11 protein-coding genes are annotated in these 18,471 nt (G+C 38.6%); all 11 read left to right on the top strand.

Features of this window, described 5'->3' with window-relative positions; genetic code table 11:
• On the top strand, positions 1-2,469 hold a 2,469-nt coding region (locus AC1DND_RS04445; RefSeq protein ID WP_477579448.1), incomplete at its 5' end, for a SusC/RagA family TonB-linked outer membrane protein.
• Positions 2,470-2,574: 105 nt separating this feature from the next.
• Positions 2,575-4,218, top strand: a complete 1,644-nt coding sequence (locus AC1DND_RS04440) for a RagB/SusD family nutrient uptake outer membrane protein (RefSeq protein WP_477579447.1) — start codon at positions 2,575-2,577, stop codon at positions 4,216-4,218.
• Positions 4,219-4,369: 151 nt separating this feature from the next.
• Positions 4,370-4,873: a glycosyl hydrolase family 28-related protein gene (locus AC1DND_RS04435; protein WP_477579446.1), complete on the top strand. Its 504-nt coding sequence runs from the start codon at positions 4,370-4,372 to the stop codon at positions 4,871-4,873.
• Positions 4,866-5,807, top strand: a complete 942-nt coding sequence (locus tag AC1DND_RS04430) for a DUF4955 domain-containing protein (RefSeq protein ID WP_477579445.1) — start codon at positions 4,866-4,868, stop codon at positions 5,805-5,807. Before AC1DND_RS04435 ends, AC1DND_RS04430 begins: the two co-directional genes overlap by 8 nt.
• Before the next feature lie 30 nt (positions 5,808-5,837).
• Entirely contained in the window at positions 5,838-6,665 is an 828-nt protein-coding gene (locus tag AC1DND_RS04425; RefSeq protein WP_477579444.1) for a glycoside hydrolase family 16 protein, read from the top strand.
• A gap of 197 nt (positions 6,666-6,862) precedes the next feature.
• Positions 6,863-9,025 (top strand): chondroitinase-AC, encoded by a 2,163-nt coding sequence (gene cslA / locus AC1DND_RS04420; RefSeq protein ID WP_477579442.1) that lies wholly within the window; start codon positions 6,863-6,865, stop codon positions 9,023-9,025.
• Between the two features lie 4 nt (positions 9,026-9,029).
• A complete protein-coding gene (locus tag AC1DND_RS04415) occupies positions 9,030-11,495 on the top strand; it encodes a polysaccharide lyase family 8 super-sandwich domain-containing protein (RefSeq protein WP_477579441.1) in 2,466 nt (821 codons plus the stop codon).
• A gap of 116 nt (positions 11,496-11,611) precedes the next feature.
• Positions 11,612-12,673 carry a glycoside hydrolase family protein gene (locus tag AC1DND_RS04410; protein ID WP_477579440.1) on the top strand — a complete coding sequence of 354 codons (1,062 nt, stop codon included), beginning with the start codon at positions 11,612-11,614 and terminating at the stop codon, positions 12,671-12,673.
• Between the two features lie 125 nt (positions 12,674-12,798).
• A complete protein-coding gene (locus AC1DND_RS04405) occupies positions 12,799-15,648 on the top strand; it encodes a hypothetical protein (RefSeq protein ID WP_477579438.1) in 2,850 nt (949 codons plus the stop codon).
• A gap of 366 nt (positions 15,649-16,014) precedes the next feature.
• Positions 16,015-17,406 carry an alpha-L-fucosidase gene (locus AC1DND_RS04400; protein ID WP_477579436.1) on the top strand — a complete coding sequence of 464 codons (1,392 nt, stop codon included), beginning with the start codon at positions 16,015-16,017 and terminating at the stop codon, positions 17,404-17,406.
• 182 nt (positions 17,407-17,588) lie between these two features.
• On the top strand, positions 17,589-18,471 hold an 883-nt coding region (locus AC1DND_RS04395), incomplete at its 3' end, for a hypothetical protein (protein ID WP_477579434.1).

The raw sequence follows: 18,471 nt of genomic DNA, 5'->3' as shown, positions 1-18,471 counted from the left end.
ATTGTAATTACCACCAAAAAAGGAAAAACAGGGCCTCCGGTATTTAGCTTCGGCAGTTCATTCGGCATTCAAAAAGACATAAAAAGATATACATTACTGGATCCTTACGAATTTGTGAAACTCCAACTGGAATGGGATCCGACACCAGTTTCTACAACAACATTTCCAACACCAACAGAAACCTATTTAACAGGTCCTGGCAAAACATTGGAGGATTATAAAACGGTAAAAGGCATCGATTGGCAAGATAAGGTACTACGTACTGCACTCATGCAAAATTACAATCTCTCCTTAACGGGAGGAACAAAAAAAACTAAATATGCCTTATCAGGTTCTCTGGTTGATCAGGATGGTGTTTTGCTTGCTTCAAACTACACCAGATATCAGGGCCGTTTAGTTATTGATCACCAATTAACCAAGAAGATAAAAATAGGCCTTAATACTAATTACAGTTATTTACGACAAAGTGGTAGCAGCCCGGCGCAAACTATTTATAGTGCTACTTTGAATACGATGTACTCTGTTTGGGGTTATAAGCCGGTTGACGCAGGTGGAGTAGATCCTGATTTGGATGCTCTTTTTGATGAGGATGTTAACCCTGGCAATGATTACCGGGCAAATCCTATTCTTAATTTAAAGAACACTTATAGCGTAAATATCGGGCGCAGTTTGATATCTAACGCTTATTTGGACTACGAACTTATTCCTGGCCTGAAGTTTCGTGCATCAGGTGGAATTGTTAGCAATGAAGGAGAAAACCGACTTTTTTATAACAGCAATACCAGCTCAGGTCGCGGTACTAATGGACAAAATGGTAGAATAGATTATCCTAAATCGTTCAATTGGGTCAGTGAAAATACCCTAACCTGGAACAAACAATTTAACAAAAAACACAATCTAAATATTTTAGGCGGGTTCACGCTACAGAAAGGAACCGGCAAAACTTCAGGTAGAGGCGCCAATAAAATACCTGAAGGCCTGGATATTACGAACGGTTTAGACCAGGGTATTGCGTATAGAATTGATTCTTTTGAGTCATTATGGACCATGGAGTCTTTCCTATCAAGGGTAAATTATAATTATGATTCCAGATACCTTTTAACAGCTTCGATRAGAGCCGATGGATCATCTAAGTTTCCTTCAGAGAACCATTGGGGCTATTTCCCATCAGCTGCTGTTGCATGGAATTTTAAAAATGAAAAATTTCTCGTAAACAGCAACCTATTATCTGAGGGTAAATTGAGATTCTCTTATGGCCAAACCGGAAATAACAGGGTAGGTGATTTTGATTACCTGACTAAATATTTTAATCCGGTAGGGAGTGCCTACGCATTCAATAACCAGTATATAGATGGCATAGTTGCAACTAATCTGGGAAACGACAAATTAAAATGGGAAACTACTGAGCAAACCGACCTGGGACTTGATTTAGGATTCTTTAAGCAACGTATCAACCTGACTGCTGAAGTTTACAAAAAAACAACCAATGATTTATTGCTAAGGGCCGATCTTCCTACTTCATCGGGTTTTGCAACCGCCTTTAAAAACGTAGGTTCAGTAGAAAATAAAGGATTGGAACTTACCTTAAGCACCGTAAATATAAAAACACCCGATTTTAACTGGAATACGTCCATTAACATCTCATTTAACAGAGGTAAAGTACTGGGCCTGTCAGACAACCAAACGGAGTTAGCAAGCTATATTTCATGGGATAGCCCCTTTAATACGATCCCGGGTTATATTGCAAAAGTAGGCGGTCCACTTGGCGAAATGTACGGTTTAATTTCTGAAGGAACCTATAAACTCTCTGAGTTTGATCAACCAACACCAGGCAAATATGTGTTAAAGCCAGGGATTGTTACCAATGGTAATTCAGCTAGTCTGATACAGCCAGGTGATGTAAAATACAAAGATATTAACGGTGATGGTGTGGTTACTGCTAAAGATTATACGGTAATTGGGCATGGCTTACCCAAACACACCGGAGGATTCACTAATAATTTCAATTACAAGGGATTTGATCTGAATATCTTTTTTCAATGGTCTTATGGAAATGACCTGATGAATGCGAACAGAATTAAGTTTGAAGGAGGAGGTGGCAATTACCTAAATCAATTTGCCAGCTATGCAGATCGATGGACATTTGCTAACCCTGATTCTGATTTGCCACGTGTTAAAGGATTTCAAGGTGCAACAAGTGGTTACACGAGTGCAAATGTAGAAGATGGTTCCTATTTAAGGCTTAAAACAGTGTCTCTGGGATACACCTTCGATGATAAATTAATTCGCAGATTAAAGTTAAAATCTTTGAGGCTTTATGCTTCAGGACAAAACCTGATCACCTGGACCAAATACTCAGGTACAGATCCGGAAGTAAACACTAAAAGATCTGCCTTAACCTCAGGGTTTGATTACTCGGCTTATCCAAGAGCCCGTGTGATAACTGCCGGATTAAACGCATCATTTTAATAATTTAAAAATCAAAAAAAGAAACCAGCATGAGCATATGCTTACAAACGGCAACATATATGCTCATGCTAGCTTCATCACAATTAAAAAACAAACTATATAAAGATGAAAAAGTTACTTTTTTTATTATCGATAATAGCTGTTACGTTAGTATCGTGTGAAAAATTTCTAGATACCGAACCCATTGACAAAATATCTATTAAACAGTATTATACTGATGAAGCTGGATTAACACAAGCATTGGCCGGTGTTTATGATCAACTAGGCGTTATTTATGGAAATGCATTTTACGTGACTTACAACGCATGTACAGATGAGGGATATTACGCCAGAAACAACACCATTGGTCTTGCAACAAATAGTTATGACGCGGCTGACGCGAGCGTAGCTAATTTATGGGCTACGTGTTATCGCGGCATTGATCGTGCCAATACTTTAATTGCAAATATTCAGTTACCTCAAATGGACGAGGCAAAGCGTCAGATTATATTAGGCGAGGCATTATTTTTAAGAGGGTATTTCCATTTTATTTTAGTGCAAAATTATGGTAATGTTCCTATTAAAGTAGATCCTACCACTAACCCAGCTGATGTATTTGTATCTCCTTCGCCTGCCAAAGCGGTGTATGAACAAGTTTTGAAAGATATGAAAGACGCCGAAACAAAAGTAGGCACTTCTACCGCTATTGGGTTCTCTGGCCGTATATCCAAAACTGCTGTAGAAGGGATTTTGGTGAGGGTTTGCTTGCAAATGGCCGGCTATCCACTAAATGACAACAGTAAATATGCAGAAGCCTTAAGCTGGGCACAAAAAGTACAATCTTCAGGAGAGCATGCTTTAAAAACCAGTATAAATCCAGATCCAACCTGGACATACAATGCCTATACCGCCGCCACCCCAAGTGTTAAACAAACATTAGCCACTGCCTATAGCCAAATTTTTATCAATGAGGCACAAGATGTATATGATACAAAAGAAAGTATGTGGGAGGCTGAGTTCAACGGAGATCGGTCAGGAGTATACAATGAGCTTGGTGGTTTGGGCAGTCAAAATGGGATCACGATGACTGCAACACCTTTTATGGCGACCATAGGGTACAGTTATGGATTTATCAGGGGAACCGCGAGATTATACAAAGCTTACGGTGTAGGTGATTTACGCCGCGATTGGGCGCTAACCACTTTTACCTATAATGGTACTACAGGAGCCGAAACTGCAATAACCGCCGCAACGGGTTATGGAAGAGATTGTGCCAAATGGCGCCGGATATATGAAAAATCTAAAATTAAAGACAAAAACCAAACCGCTATCAATGCGCCTATATTGCGTTTTGCAGATGTATTGTTAATGTTGGCTGAAGCTGAAAACCAGGTAAATGGACCAACCACAACTGCATACAATGCTGTTAACCAGGTACGAAGAAGAGGTTATGGCTTAGATATTAATACAATAAGTGTGGTGGCAGATTTACCTGCCGGTTTATCAAAGGCACAATTTCAACAGGCGATTGAAGACGAACGTTTTCGTGAATTGTGCTTTGAAGGTACACGTCGTCTGGATTTAATCCGCTGGAATAAATACGTTCAGACACTGAATAGTGTTGGTAACGAGATAACAACTGGCTACGCAGCGCAAAACTGGGGAGGAACCGGAGGAAAAAATACAGTAGATAAACACCTGTTATATCCAATTCCTTTAAAAGAAATGGGAATAAACCCAAACCTAAAACCTCAAAATCCAGGTTGGTAAAAAATCTCAATATAAGCAACAATTACCCTGGACAGACAATCCAGGGTAGTTTTTGAAAAGCCTATTTTACGACATCGGTTCAACAAAACCGTTCTCCAATTTCTCTTGTGGCTATAAAATATAACTAAAAAATATTTTGATCTTTTCTATGATGAAAAAATATACATATTGCCTTTTGATTCTTGTGGCGAGTACGAAGCTGGCTTTTTGCCAAAAAATACAGCCTTCTCAGTTATTTCAGAATTATAAACAAAACAAAAGCCAATCCTTATTGCCTGATTTTTCTTATGCGGGTTATCATTGTGGTGAAAAGAAGATTCCTTCAGACACTAAATACAAAATTTTTAATGTAGTCGATTTTGGTGCTAAACCAGATGACGAACTTTCTGATAAGGATGCGATACAGCGTGCCATTACTGCCGCTAACAATAATGGATCGGGCATTGTGTTTTTTCCAAAAGGGAGATTCCTGGTAAACGAAGATGTTGCTGCCAACAAAGGTATATTTTCAAAAGGAAGTAAGATTATCTTTAAAGGGAGTGGTTCTGGCCCAGGTGGTACCGAACTGTTTATGAAGCAGGCACTGTTACCAGGCGATCCAAAAAAAATGTGGACAGGACCTCCCATGTTTACATGCTTTAAAATTATTGGATAACACACCTGCTTTAATTGATGAAGAATTAAGCCCGGCTAAGGTAAATATAACATGGACTTATCTGGTAAAAAAAGGAGTGGATGTTTGTATGTACTACCAGGTGGTAAGTATAAAAGATGATGAGATCCAATTGCATGCCCCCCTGGCTTATAAAGTTGATGTAAAGTATAAGTGGAAGGTAGAAAAATTTGCTAATGCAGCGGAAGTAGGTATCGAAGACATTGCATTTGTTGGCAACTGGAAAGAAAAATTTATACATCATCGTTCCTGGATGGATGACAGCGGCTTTAACCTTCTTATATTTAGCCGCTGTACCAATTCCTGGATGCAGAATTGCCGGTTCACCGATTGTAATGTTGCTGCCATTGTAGGGCAGAGCGCCAATGTAACCGTAATGAATTGTATGGTTACAGGAAATGCTGGTCACGAAGCCATCACATCGAACCATTCTACAAATGTGCTGTTGGCAAACTTAACAGATGAGGCTTCACAATGGCACTCATTTGGTGTAGCTAATGGCTCGGTTAATACTGTGGTCTGGCATTGTATCTATCCATCAACTACTAGTTTCGAGTCGCATTCAAGCCAGCCGAGAAATACACTTTTAGATAATGTAAAAGGCGGATTAATGCAGAATCATGGCGGAGGCGCAATAGAAAACATGCCCAACCATATGAAAGGGCTGGTTATATGGAACTATACACAAACCAATAAGCCAGTAAAAGATTTCGAATTTTGGCCATCCAATTATCTTTGGTGGAAAATGCCCGTTCCGGTAATTGAAGGGTTCATCGGAAACGGTACAACATTTAAAAAGGATCAGTTGAGTTCCGTAGAAGGCATCGATAAACAAGTATCTCCCTTATCGTTATACGAGGCGCAATTGCAGTTGCGTTTGAATAAACTCCCGGAGTGGTTGTTGCACACTAAATAAGACGAAGTTAAATTGATTAAAAAGGAATAAATGAAACAGATAACTTATTTTATATGGGTTGCGCTAGGGTTCAGTATTTTTAGTTTAGCAACATCATGTAGTAAAAAAGGCAGCGAAGTTGTTGAACAGCCCGTATCAAAAAGTACCGAACCAGAATATCAATTGGCATGGACTGATGACTTTAATGGCACTCAGCTTGATATGGCGAATTGGGAATATATGTATAACAATCAGGTACGACATTCAGCCATCAATGATGCAGCAACTATATCTGTGGCAAATGGCAACCTAATTCTTCAACCGTTTACTGATATCGTAAATGGTGTTACTACCCATCACGCATGCTATCTTGCTACTAAGAAGAAGGATTATCTATACGGACGTTTTGAAGCAAAAATCTCTTTCGTAAATGAGCCCGCATCATGGTCGGCTTTTTGGGTGAATTGTGGTGGAATGGGGAATCCGGTTGGTAATCCAAAAGTGGCGGGTACGGAAATGGATATCGTAGAATCGCTACCAAATGACGGAAGAGTGCAACATGCGATTCACTGGGATGGGTACGGAGCCGATCACAAATCCAAAGCATTTAAAACAGGTGATTTAGGCTGTAATAGCGGTAACTACCATATTTATGTGATGGAATGGACACCAGACTATTATAAATTTTATGTGGATGGAAACTTAACCTGGACTTTTAATGAAGCTATTTCGCAAAGAGGCGAATATATGATTTTTAGTACAGAAATAGCCGATGATTATTGGACTGGAAAAATACCAGCAGGTGGTTATGGAGCTAAAGGCCAGGGCAAAACGATCATGAAAATAGATTATGTAAAATATTACGCGCTCAAAAAGTAATACAACTTACAGCGCAATAACAGAGAAATGAGGTTGTATCATAAATATAGAATTGTCATCCTGAGCCTGTCGAAGGACCTGTTTAAATGCCCTTCAAAGCATTTCGACAAGCTCAATGCGACAAGTTCGAATGGAATCACAACTTATGATACAGCCTCTATAAAATGAAACCACATAGGTTTTTTACATCAAACCAAATGAAAAAAAAATATCATCAACTAAATCTTTTGCCTATTGCATTACTGATGTTTTTCCTTCTAGGGGGACTTAAAACTGCTTTCTCTCAATCAAATACTGCCGAAGTTTGCCAAACAATTACCTCAAGAATAGTTAAAAATTTAACTAATAATAGGCCTGATAATAAGTTAGTTACAGCAAATATAGCTGCCATAAAACCAGATGGAACCTGGCCCGGCGTGGATTATGCCAGTAAATCAATTACCATTTGGCCACCCACAGAACATTTAATAAAACTGCAAACACTTATTAAAGCCTATCTCACAAAAAACAGTGGTTTTTATGCAGATGCAAAGGTCTTTCAAAACATCAACAATGCATTGCAATACTGGTATAATTTAGATCCCAAAAGTGATAATTGGTGGTTTAATGAAATTTATACACCTCAATCCTTAGGCGAATCGCTCATCATGATGGAATATGGCGAGAAGAAATTAGATAAAGAACTGAAACTGAAACTTGTTGAAAGGATGAAAAGGGGTAATCCGGAAAAACAAGCTGGAGCCAACAAAACCGATATTGCACTTCATTATTTTTATAGAGCTGTATTAACAGAAGATGATACTTTGCTAGCTTTTTCCTTAAAGGAATTTTTTAGTCCGGTTGGTTTAGTTTATAAAAAAGAAGGCTTGCAATATGATAATTCTTATATGCAGCATGGATTACAATTATATATAGCGGGCTATGGTGATGTATTTATCAATAGCGTATTTAAATTGACAAACTATGTAAAAGAGACGCCCTATGCCTTAAGTGCCGATAAAGTTGCCCTTCTATCTAATTTTTATAGAAATACTTTTCTTAAAGCCATTCGTGGGGAATATGCTGATTTTAACATTGAGGGGCGTAGAATAAGTAGATTCGACATGTTAAATTTGGAGAAACAGATAGAAAGTGGTCAGATACTAAAAGCAAGTCCCCAAATTTTGATTGCAAAACAGGTTGACCCTAAAAACACTGTTGATTGGGATGGTGCCATTGCACGAATTACTGGTAAACAAGGGCCATCTTACAACGTTAAAAAGGTGCATACCCAATATTTTAATTCCGATTATACTTTACACGTAAGACCTGGGTATTCTTTTAATGTCCGTATGGTAAGTAACCGTACCAAGCGATGCGAATCAGGAAATAATGAGAATTTATTAGGGCGATATCTATCTGATGGAGCAACTAATATCCAGGTTAATGGCCCCGAATATTATAATATTATGCCCATTTGGGAGTGGGATAAAATACCAGGGGTTACCAGTAGGGATTACGCAACCGATAGGCCAATGACAGTATTTTGGGGTGAGCAAGGTAGTAATGACTTTGCTGGTGGTGTTAGCGATGGTGTATATGGTGCAAGTGCCTATGCACTCGATTATGATAGTGTTAAAGCGAAAAAATCCTGGTTCTTTTTTGATAATGAAATTATGTGTTTGGGAACAGACATTAAAAGTAATGAACCAGAAAGTATTACCACGACCATTAATCAGTGTTGGTTAAAGGGAAATGTAGAAAGTTCTTTAAGTAGAAATCCGATAGCAAAAGATAAAACAATCCAACATAATGAAAAATTAAGCGCTTGGTTTTTGCACGACAATGTAGGCTATTATTTTCCACAAGGTGGTAATATCACATTAAGTACAGGTGTACAAAAAGGAAACTGGTATCATATTAACAACTCACAACCCAAAGATGAGCTTTCTGGTAATGTGTTTAAATTGTGGCTAAATCATGGTTCAAAACCACAAAATGCCAGTTATGCTTATATCGTACTGCCTGGGATTAAGGACGCAGCTAGTATGAAAAAATTTCAGGCCAACAATCTAAAAATTATAGCGAATAATCCAGCTATACAAGCCGTTTATCATCAAAAATTAAATATCCTACAAGCCATTTTTTATCAGCCAGGAAGATTGACTTTGCCATCAATGGAAATTAAGACAGATAAAGCCTGTGCCCTGATGATTAAAATGATAAATGGGAAACGGTTAATCTCTATTGCCGATCCGTTACAAAAAGAGAAAATAGCAACCTTGAGTCTCAAAGACTTAAAAACCGGGAAGACAGAACAGGTAACGGCTAATTTTCCGGAGGGCGCATTAGCAGGTTCAAGCGTTCAGTATAAAAACTAAAAAAGTGAAAAAAAGTTTTATTGGCTTAACAGCCTTGTTAATTCTCATTACAGTTAAAGTTTTTTCTCAAAACGCAGAATCAGGAATAGCTTTTGCCAATTACCATCGCTATTATGCGGATGGACAAAAAACAAAAAATCTCGTAAAGGAAAAATCAATCTCGGATTACAGGCAGTATTATTCGACACATGGTTATCATGTAAGTTCATTGAGCGATGAAAAATTGACTGTTTCCGAATGTATTTCTCTTCTTAATGAAGAGGGGCTGTTTTCAGATTTAATAGCTCAGGAGAAAAAAATAGTAAGCGAAAACTTGTCGCGAAAGAATGATTTAGCCATTCAACAAACCGTTGCAGGATTGGYTTATGAAGCTTACAACCGTATTTGGAAAATTGCTGAAGGGTATCGTAAAGGTGAGTTAAGTGAGAAAAACGCACTTACTAATAAGTACATAAAAGCAATCGTTCATTATGGCAATATAGAAATCAGCAGATCGAATAAAGTACATCGCTTTCATGCATCCTGTTTTGCCCTGCCTACAGCTGCGGTTAACATTTATTTTGCTTTCTTAAAACAAATGAATGCGACGGAGAATGGCAAAAACACGCGGCTAAATGCTACTTGTGATATGTTGAAGGCAGTAGCTTTACAAGCCTGGACGCAACCTTTTAGAAATGATGAAACGGATAAAAATGTAGTGCAGATTGATCGATTCAGAAAACATGTGTGGTGGGTAGGCGGCAATGCGTTGGCCTATCGGCCATTATTATTGGTGGCATACATGTACAAATCCATTCCGATGGTTGATCTGATAGCGGAAGTTTCGCAAAATGGAATTAGCATGACCTCCCAAAACACTTTTAATGAGGCTTTCTGGACGGAGGGTTTTACTGTTGACGGAGCAGGTTGGGGACATGGGAAACAAAGTTTGGTATGGGGATACCCTATTGATGGAACAATGGCAGCTTTAAACATGCTTACTTCTCTAAAGGGTACCGCCTGGGAAAAGAAATTGACAAAAGAAAATACAGATGCTTTGCTTAATTTTTTCAGGGGAAGTAATTGGTATTATTATAAAGGATATAATTTACCCTGCCTTGATCGTTATTCCATGCGATATAATGTAGATAGTAGATCTATTCACTATTTGGGTATGTTAAAAACAATTCTCAAAGACTGGAAAGACTCCTTTACCGCTGAGGAAAAAAAAGAGCTCGAACAATTGGATAAGGAATCGGCAGGAAATAATATCAAAATGATCAATTATCCAAATAGTGGTTATAATGGGACAAGATCATTTTTTAATAATGATGATTTGATTAAAAAAAATGAGAAGTACCATATCCTTGTAAACATGGCTTCCGCTCGTTGTGACGGCCTGGAAAGTGCAGGTTTTGCTGATAAATATAATTTTTTCACAGCCGATGGAATGACAATTTTTCAGAAAAAAGGAAATGAATATAATAAAATATTTGGGGGCTGGGATGTGACAGCTGCTCCCGGAGTAACCGCCCGTGAAGGAATGGATAAACTAACTCCGGTTACCAATTGGAGGGGTTATTGCAGTAGGTATAATTTTGCGGGTTCAGCTACCAACGGTGATGAAAATGCCGTGGCCGGGTTTATTTTTGAAAAAATGAATGGCTCCGATAAGGATGATGTGAATGATAAGGGCACAAGTGTTGGGGAAAATCCGACTTTGTATGGAGTGAAAGCATACAAGTCTTATTTTATGTTGGGTGATTATTTCGTGGCTCTTGGGGCAGGAATTACCAATTTAAATCCGAAAATGGACGGATCAATACGCACCACTATCGATCAAACGGCCAAAGAAAATGAGGTAACTATTATCGAAAATGGAGTATCCCGTCCTGCGGTTACCGGGATACAATCATTTATGGTAAATGAAAAACCAATATGGGTGTCGCAAAAGGGTAAATTTGCTTATACCATTCTACCTGAATTTACCAGGAATGCCTCTTTTGTTTGTGAAAGCAAGAAAACCAACTGGGTAAAAATGAATCAAACCAACGAGAAAGTTCAAAACTTACCAGGGAAAGCAGATATTCTTCGCCTTTGGGTAGATCATGGACAAAAAGTAACAAACGGAACGTATGGATATGTAGTTTATGCTGGAGATGGTATTCCATCGCAAAAATTACCATTCAATGTATTAAGAAATGATACCCTGATTCAGGCGGTGAAATTAGCTGGCAATAAACTGCTTGAAGCCGTATTCTACAAAGCCAATACACAATTGAATGAAACAGGGATTTCGTTGACAGCCTCGGCTCCATGCATTGTTTTAATTGAAGACAAAGGCAACGAATATGTGATTTCGGTTACTGATCCAGAAATGAATGCTGTTTTAAAACAAATCAGTTTGAATTTCAACGGCAAAGATATAGTTGTTAGCATGCCTCAAGGCCAATATTGCGGTAAACCTGCCACAATCAGGATTAAAAAATAAACTCATTTATGAAAATATCAGGAACAAACACGATAGCTTCATTGCTATTAAAAAACATATTGTTTTTATGTTTTATTTTAATTACGGCTCAGACAGTATCAGCACAAGAGCAAAAAATGCTACCTAATTTGCTACAGTTAAAAAAGGACTCAAAAAATGAAATCTTTCATCATCTGGGTCAGGCAGTAAAGAAAGGTGGTTTTTACCTTAAAGGATATTGGGTTTGGGATAATACGGTAATAAAAGGAGACGATGGAAAATACCATCTGTTTTCATCTTGCTATTCAGATACGATAGTATTTCATCCTGGCTGGATGGTTTCTGCAGAAATTATTCATGCTGTTGCTGATAAGCCAGAAGGTCCTTTTCGTTTTGTAAATAAAGCGCTTAAAACCAGAGGTGCACAGTATTGGGATGGCCGTTCAGTATTTAATCCACAAATCTTCAAGCATAATGATAAATATTATATGTTTTATGTTGGCTCTACTCATCCATTTGAAGATCCTAAGCGCGGCGAACTTACCTTAGATAGCAAATGGTGTATTATAGGTAGAAGCAACAAACGTGTGGGCCTGGCAGTTTCTAATAGTCTTGATGGGCCTTGGAAAAGAATGGACAAACCAATTCTTGAAACAGAACCCAATACATTCTACAGTTTTTTGACATCCAACCCCACCATGGTTATCAATAAGGACGGATCGGTACTAATGATTTTTAAAGCCCGTTCTTACGAAGGAACTAAATATAGCGACATGTCGCTCGGCGTTGCCTATGCGAAGAATATTTTTGGCCCCTATAAAGTATTGAATAATAAGCAACCGGTTTTTAGTGCCAAACTTACAGGCGAACTCGAAGATCCATTTCTGTGGAAGGATTCAAAAGGATATCATGTAGTTTTTAAAGATCATAAAGCAAAATATACGGGTGAACTTGGCGGAGGCGTATCCGCTACTTCAATCAATGGAACAGATTGGAAAATGGATAGTGACGCGAAAGCTTATTCCAAAACAATTCAATGGGATGATAACACAATTGAAAAAAGAGGTCAATTGGAAAGACCTTTTATTCTTTTTGAGAATAATAAACCTCGTTGCATGTATTTCTCTACGATGGATGGAAAAGGCGGCTTTGAAAATGGTACCTCATCGGGCATTGTGGCAATACCGTTTGTAAAATAAATCTAATCCCATTTTAACTGTTATTATCCTTATTTAAATCAATTAATACCCCTGTTTTTAGGTAATTGATATACAAATTTGATGAATGTAGTCGAAAGATTATCAAAGATAAACCAAATAAAAAAATGAGAAAAATAATTAGCGTGGGTTTTATGATTTGGATAACACTACTGTTTACAACGGTAGGTCAAGTGTCTGCCCAGATAAATACTAAGGGACTTCCATTATACGATAAAAATGCATTGAAAATCAATGTAGATTGGCTGCTGGCTAACACCGCAAAAAAAGCAGCGATATACAGAACCACAGAAGGGAATTTAGCGTTTAGCAATGGCTTGCTTACCAGAACCTTTTCACTAACGCCAAATGCCGCTACCATAGGGCTTGATAATCTGACAACCAATGAATCTCTGCTTAGAGCTGTTGGACCCGAAGCTATGCTTTGGGTAAATGGATGCGAAATAAAGGTTGGAGGGTTAGCTGGCCAGCCCATTGGGAATTATTTGCTGAAAAAATGGATACCAGCGCTCAAGGCAGATCCTTACAGCATGAAAATGGTTTCCTATACCACTAATCCCATTCGCGAACGGTTTGAATGGAATCGGAAAACAAACTGGATGCCGAATCAGCCGGCGTGGCCACCAAAAGGAATGGAATTGACTTTTACGTATAAAGCAGATGCGGCGACTATAAATAATATAGCTAATGCCACTTCTTCTGATGTGCAACGAAAAGTGCTCTTTAAAGATGATTTTCTTGAAGTTTTGCCGCAATGGAAGATTGTGAGTGAAAAAGGAGCATCTTATAACAATGAAGGTAAGGCTGGCGAAATATTGGCACCACATAATGCTGTGTCTTATGCGGAGAAATCCATTCCGAAAGAAACACAGGTAATTATTTGCAAACTCAATAGCGGAACAGATGGCCTAGAGAATAAAAGTCCTTATAACCCTTACGGATTGGGGTTAGCACTGGTGTTCGCGGATGGCAAAACCAGTAAAATCTGTCTGCAGCCTTCAGCTAAACGAATGACAGTTAACCATAATGACCGGGGACTTCAATGGAGCGACTATCAACCAGGTAAGGATGTTTGGGTGAAAATTTTGTTTGTAGGGGATAAGATGATTTGCAGTAAATCTGAAGATGGCGAAACCTTTTCGGGAAATATGGAACTGGCATTAGCATCAATGCCTACACATCTTCGTGTTGGAAAAACAGATGCAAAAGGTGGGGGAAATGAAAATAGTAATAAAGGTGCCCTTGGACGAAGCAAAATAGATCGAGTAGTTATGCTTGGCGCACCTAATGTTCAAAGTGCCTCTCTTAATTTTCTTGCCGATCTTGAAGTACAAGTACATTATGAGATTTATGATGGCCTACCTTTGATGAGTAAGTGGGTAAGCATCAAAAACAATGGTAAAGAAGAAATACTGGTCAATAATGTGCAAAGCGAACACCTGGCTGCTACAGAAGTTGAAAGTGAACCATCGGGCCAAACCTGGAAATTGCCACCCATTTTTACAGAAACGGATTATGCATTCGGCGGCATGAATAATTCTGCTAATGCACAGGTTATCGCATGGCAACCTGATCCATCCTATACCACACAAGTAGATTATGGCTTAAGAAATCCTACTGTTTTAGAGTGTAAACCTCAAAAAGGTATTAATCAGGAATTGGCTTCAGGTAAGTTGTTTGAAGGTGTTCGGCTTTGGGAACTTCTTTTTGATAGTGAAGATCGTGAAAGAAGAGGTTTAGCGCAACGGAAACTGTACAGAACGATTGCACCGTGGACAACCGAAAATCCTACAATTATGCATGTGAGCAATTCTGATGATAAATCGGTTAAAGAAGCCATTGATCAGTGTGCCAAAGTGGGATTTGAAATGGTAATCATGACTTTTGGAAGTGGAGCAAACCTGGAAGATGGTTTGGCAGCTAACCTTGAGCGGATGAAAAATTTAGAAAGATATGCACAATCAAAAAATATTGCCTTGGGTGGATATTCATTGCTCGCCAGCAGATCCATAAGTAAAGAAACAGATGTGGTGATGCCTAAATCCGGCATGAGTCCAAAATTCAGTAAATCACCTTGTTTACAAAGCGCGTGGGGACAAGATTATTTTAAAAAACTGTATGCTTATTTTGAAACCACCGGTCAGGGCGTATTTGAACATGATGGTTCTTATCCGGGAGATATTTGTGCTTCAACAGATCATATTGGGCATAAAGGCTTGGAAGATTCACAATGGAAGCAATTTATAGAAATACGGGATTTCTATCGTTGGTGCCGTGGAAAAGGTATTTATTTAAATATACCCGATTGGTATTTCCTAAATGGTAGCTCTAAAACAGCAATGGGATATCGCGAGACAAACTGGTCGCTTCCAAGGGAATACCAGGAGATGATAGAACGCCAGAATATATATGATGGTACCTGGGAAAAAACGCCTTCAATGGGCTGGATGTTTGTTCCACTGGTACAATATCATGGCGGCGGACCAGCTGCCACCATTGAGCCTTTGAAAGAACATTTGCCACATTATGAGCAACGTTTGGCCAATCTTTTTGGTGCTGGGGTACAGGCTTGTTACCGCGGTCCACGGCTTTATGATAGCCCCGAAACAGAGGTGCTCGTTAAAAAATGGGTAGATTTTTATAAAAAACATAGAAGTGTGTTGGATGGTGATGTTATCCATATCCGTAGGGCCGATGGCAGAGATTACGATGCATTATTACACACTGATCCACTGGGTAAAGAAAAAGGCTTGTTGATGGTTTACAATCCTTTGGATGAGCCTATTACCAGGGAGATTGATATTGATCTTTATTATACCGGTTTGAAGAATCAGGCAATAATGAGTGAAAATGATGGAGTAGCACGAATATTAAACTTAAGGGGAACCAAAACTAAGTTAAAAGTAACCATTCCGGCAAAAAGCCAGAAATGGTTGGTGTTTAGTCAATCTAAATAATATGGGTAATATGAAATTATTTTCCTTAGTAAAGCTTGGGGTTTGCTGCATAACAGTTAAAGCTCAAGCTAATAAGAATAAAAAGCTAAATGTGGTAATCATCCTAACCGATAAGTGGAGAGGAACGGCCTTTAATAAACAGTGGATTTAGGGTATCCGGACAATCGATTATAAACTGGCCTATCAGAAAAAAGGGAAAAGTGTAACGGGTTATCTTTTTGTATTTAGAAAATGATCCGTTCGAACTTCACTATTTATACAGTAAAGACAGTGAGCAGGATAAGCTTCTTCGTCCAAAACTGGCACAATGGGTGGAAAAAGCGAATGATGATTTTGTGATAAAAATCCAATATAAAAACTTATTATATGAAACAATTTTTTAATATCAGTTTGTTCTTTCTTTTGCTGAGTGGAACTTTATTTGCACAACAGCCCGCTAATTATGCGACACACATGGATTGGTGGAAAGAGGCTAAGTTCGGTATGTTTGTGCATTGGGGCTTATATTCTGTTACAGCCGGCGATTGGAAGGGCAGACCTGCAAAAGGATATGAACATTTTATGCTGCACGAACGTATTCCACTTAAGGAGTATGCTAAAATAGCTGATGATTTTAATCCCACTAAATTTAATGCAGAAACTTGGGTTAAGGCCGCTAAGGCAGCTGGAATGAAGTATGTAGTGTTTACCAGTAAACATCATGACGGGTATGCCATGTATAACTCTAAGGCAAGTGATTATAATATTGTTAAAACTACAAAATGGGGTCGCGACCCAATAATGGAACTTGCTGCAGCATGTAAAAAATACGGAATGAAACTAGGGCTGTACTATTCGCTCGGACGCGACTGGGAAGATCCTGATGTGCCCACTAATTGGCCAGTAAAAGCAGGAAGGAGCAATACATGGGACTACCCGAATGAAGATGCTAAGGATTTGGCCAGGTATTTAGAGCGTAAAGTAAAACCCCAAATTAAAGAACTGTTAACGAATTACGGACCAATTGGCATTATTTGGTTTGATACCCCTGAGCTAATTAGTAAGCCACAGAGTGTTGAATTGGAGGCATTCATTAGAAAATTACAGCCCAATTGCATTATCAATAGCCGTATAGGCAATGGACTTGGAGATTACCTTGTATCTGAACAGCAGATCTCAGCCACAAAAATAACCAAGCCTTGGGAAGCTTGTATTACGATGAGCGGACATTGGAGTTACAACAAATATGATAACGCATGGAAATCTCCTGAATTGATTGTTAGGCAGTTGGTAGAAATTACCTGCAAAGGCGGAAACTTCTTGCTCAACGTAAACCCAGATGGAAAAGGAGAATTACCCACTCAATGTTTGGGGAATCTCAATGCGATAGGGCAATGGATGAGAACAAATCAAGAGGCGATCTATGGTACACAGCCATATACTATTTCCAATGAAGTAGTTTCTAAAACCACAAATGAAAAGCTAAAGAAAACTTCAGATTTAGTAGATACAGATAACGACAATACCATTAAAACAATTAATCCAGATATCTATTTTGCAAAAAAAGGTCATAGCATTTATATCTATGCATGTAGTTGGACAGCTCCAGATCTAACCATTAAAAGCTTGAAAGCAGGAATGGAGTCCATTAAGTCTATACAACTTTTGGGCGCTAAAAAACCTATAGTTTGGAAACAGAAAACGGATCACCTATATATCGCTGTGCCTAAAAAACTGCCAGTAGGAATACCTGTATATGTATTTAAAGTTACAATCTAGTGAAAAGAACAACAATTCTAGTTGCAATAGGCTTTAGTCTTACAGGGCGCAAAGATATGAATAATGCTAAAAGCAGATTAGTCACCCTTTTTAAACCAAATTTTGCCCCCTCATCGCAGTAAAGAAATTGAATATTTGTAATAAAGAATTACCTAAAAAAAGAATAAAATCAACTATCTGTTATGAAAAAACTCATCTTTCTATTATTCACCATTTCGTTTTTCAGCTGTAAAAAGGAAAGACCAACGCCACCCCTTCCAGATCCTGTAACAACAGTTGGGTATAATTTTGATAACGATAGCAATTCCAGTCTGATGTTCAAGGATGGTGAATCTATGGAACTCCTTACTTCCGAGGCCAGGCGTTATGAAATTGGCAAGGTACTGCGGGTAAAAGCTATAAATGCGACCACTATTGAAGTGGCGAATTTTGCACCTGTTGATATCGCAGATGCCACTATACTTTTAACCATACAGGGACAGTCAAAACCGGTAAAGCTGTTCAAGATCGGGAAAATCAGGGCACATGCTGCTCAACAGATCAAATATCCATTCATCGAAGGGGGAACGAAGTTTCTTGATGTCGATGGGGCGGAAATAGATCTTGCGCAATATAAAACCACTGGTATCCCAACAGACAAAGTATCGTTTGATTTTACCGGTGATTCAGATCTGATCAAAAAGCTGAAGAGTCTGTCTAAACTGAAATGGAAAATTAAATACCAAGATTTTGATGGCAATGATGATCCTAACAATAACTGGAAGGAAAATATTGATGCCAAGGATGTGCGCCGGTTCTCTGGGCTTATCATCAACCTGGCCTATCTGTTTCAGGCAGAACAAACCCAGACAGCATTTTTGGCTGAACCGATTACTGGTAACAATAAGGTAGCATTAACTGCGGAGCAAAAGCAGGAAGCATTTAAAAAGATAATAGATATACCAGAATTCAACTGCGGCGTAGTGGTAAATGTTTCCGGCCTGGGCGGTGGGTCGACCTTTGGCGTGGCTAACCATGTGTTAAGAGACTACCTGACCCTCGACATCTGTTTTGTTGCTGTACATG

This window comes from Pedobacter sp. 01N416, from assembly GCF_056399685.1.
This window is presented reverse-complemented; position numbering and strand designations above follow the sequence as displayed.

What these genes read in the sequence shown, in the direction of transcription:
- AC1DND_RS04440 (WP_477579447.1), top strand. Translation starts at nt 2,575, where the DNA reads ATGAAAAAGTTACTTTTTTTATTATCGATAATAGCTGTTACGTTAGTA.
- AC1DND_RS04435 (WP_477579446.1), top strand. Translation starts at nt 4,370, where the DNA reads ATGAAAAAATATACATATTGCCTTTTGATTCTTGTGGCGAGTACGAAG.
- AC1DND_RS04425 (WP_477579444.1), top strand. Translation starts at nt 5,838, where the DNA reads ATGAAACAGATAACTTATTTTATATGGGTTGCGCTAGGGTTCAGTATT.
- cslA (WP_477579442.1), top strand. Translation starts at nt 6,863, where the DNA reads ATGAAAAAAAAATATCATCAACTAAATCTTTTGCCTATTGCATTACTG.
- AC1DND_RS04410 (WP_477579440.1), top strand. Translation starts at nt 11,612, where the DNA reads ATGCTACCTAATTTGCTACAGTTAAAAAAGGACTCAAAAAATGAAATC.
- AC1DND_RS04405 (WP_477579438.1), top strand. Translation starts at nt 12,799, where the DNA reads ATGAGAAAAATAATTAGCGTGGGTTTTATGATTTGGATAACACTACTG.
- AC1DND_RS04400 (WP_477579436.1), top strand. Translation starts at nt 16,015, where the DNA reads ATGAAACAATTTTTTAATATCAGTTTGTTCTTTCTTTTGCTGAGTGGA.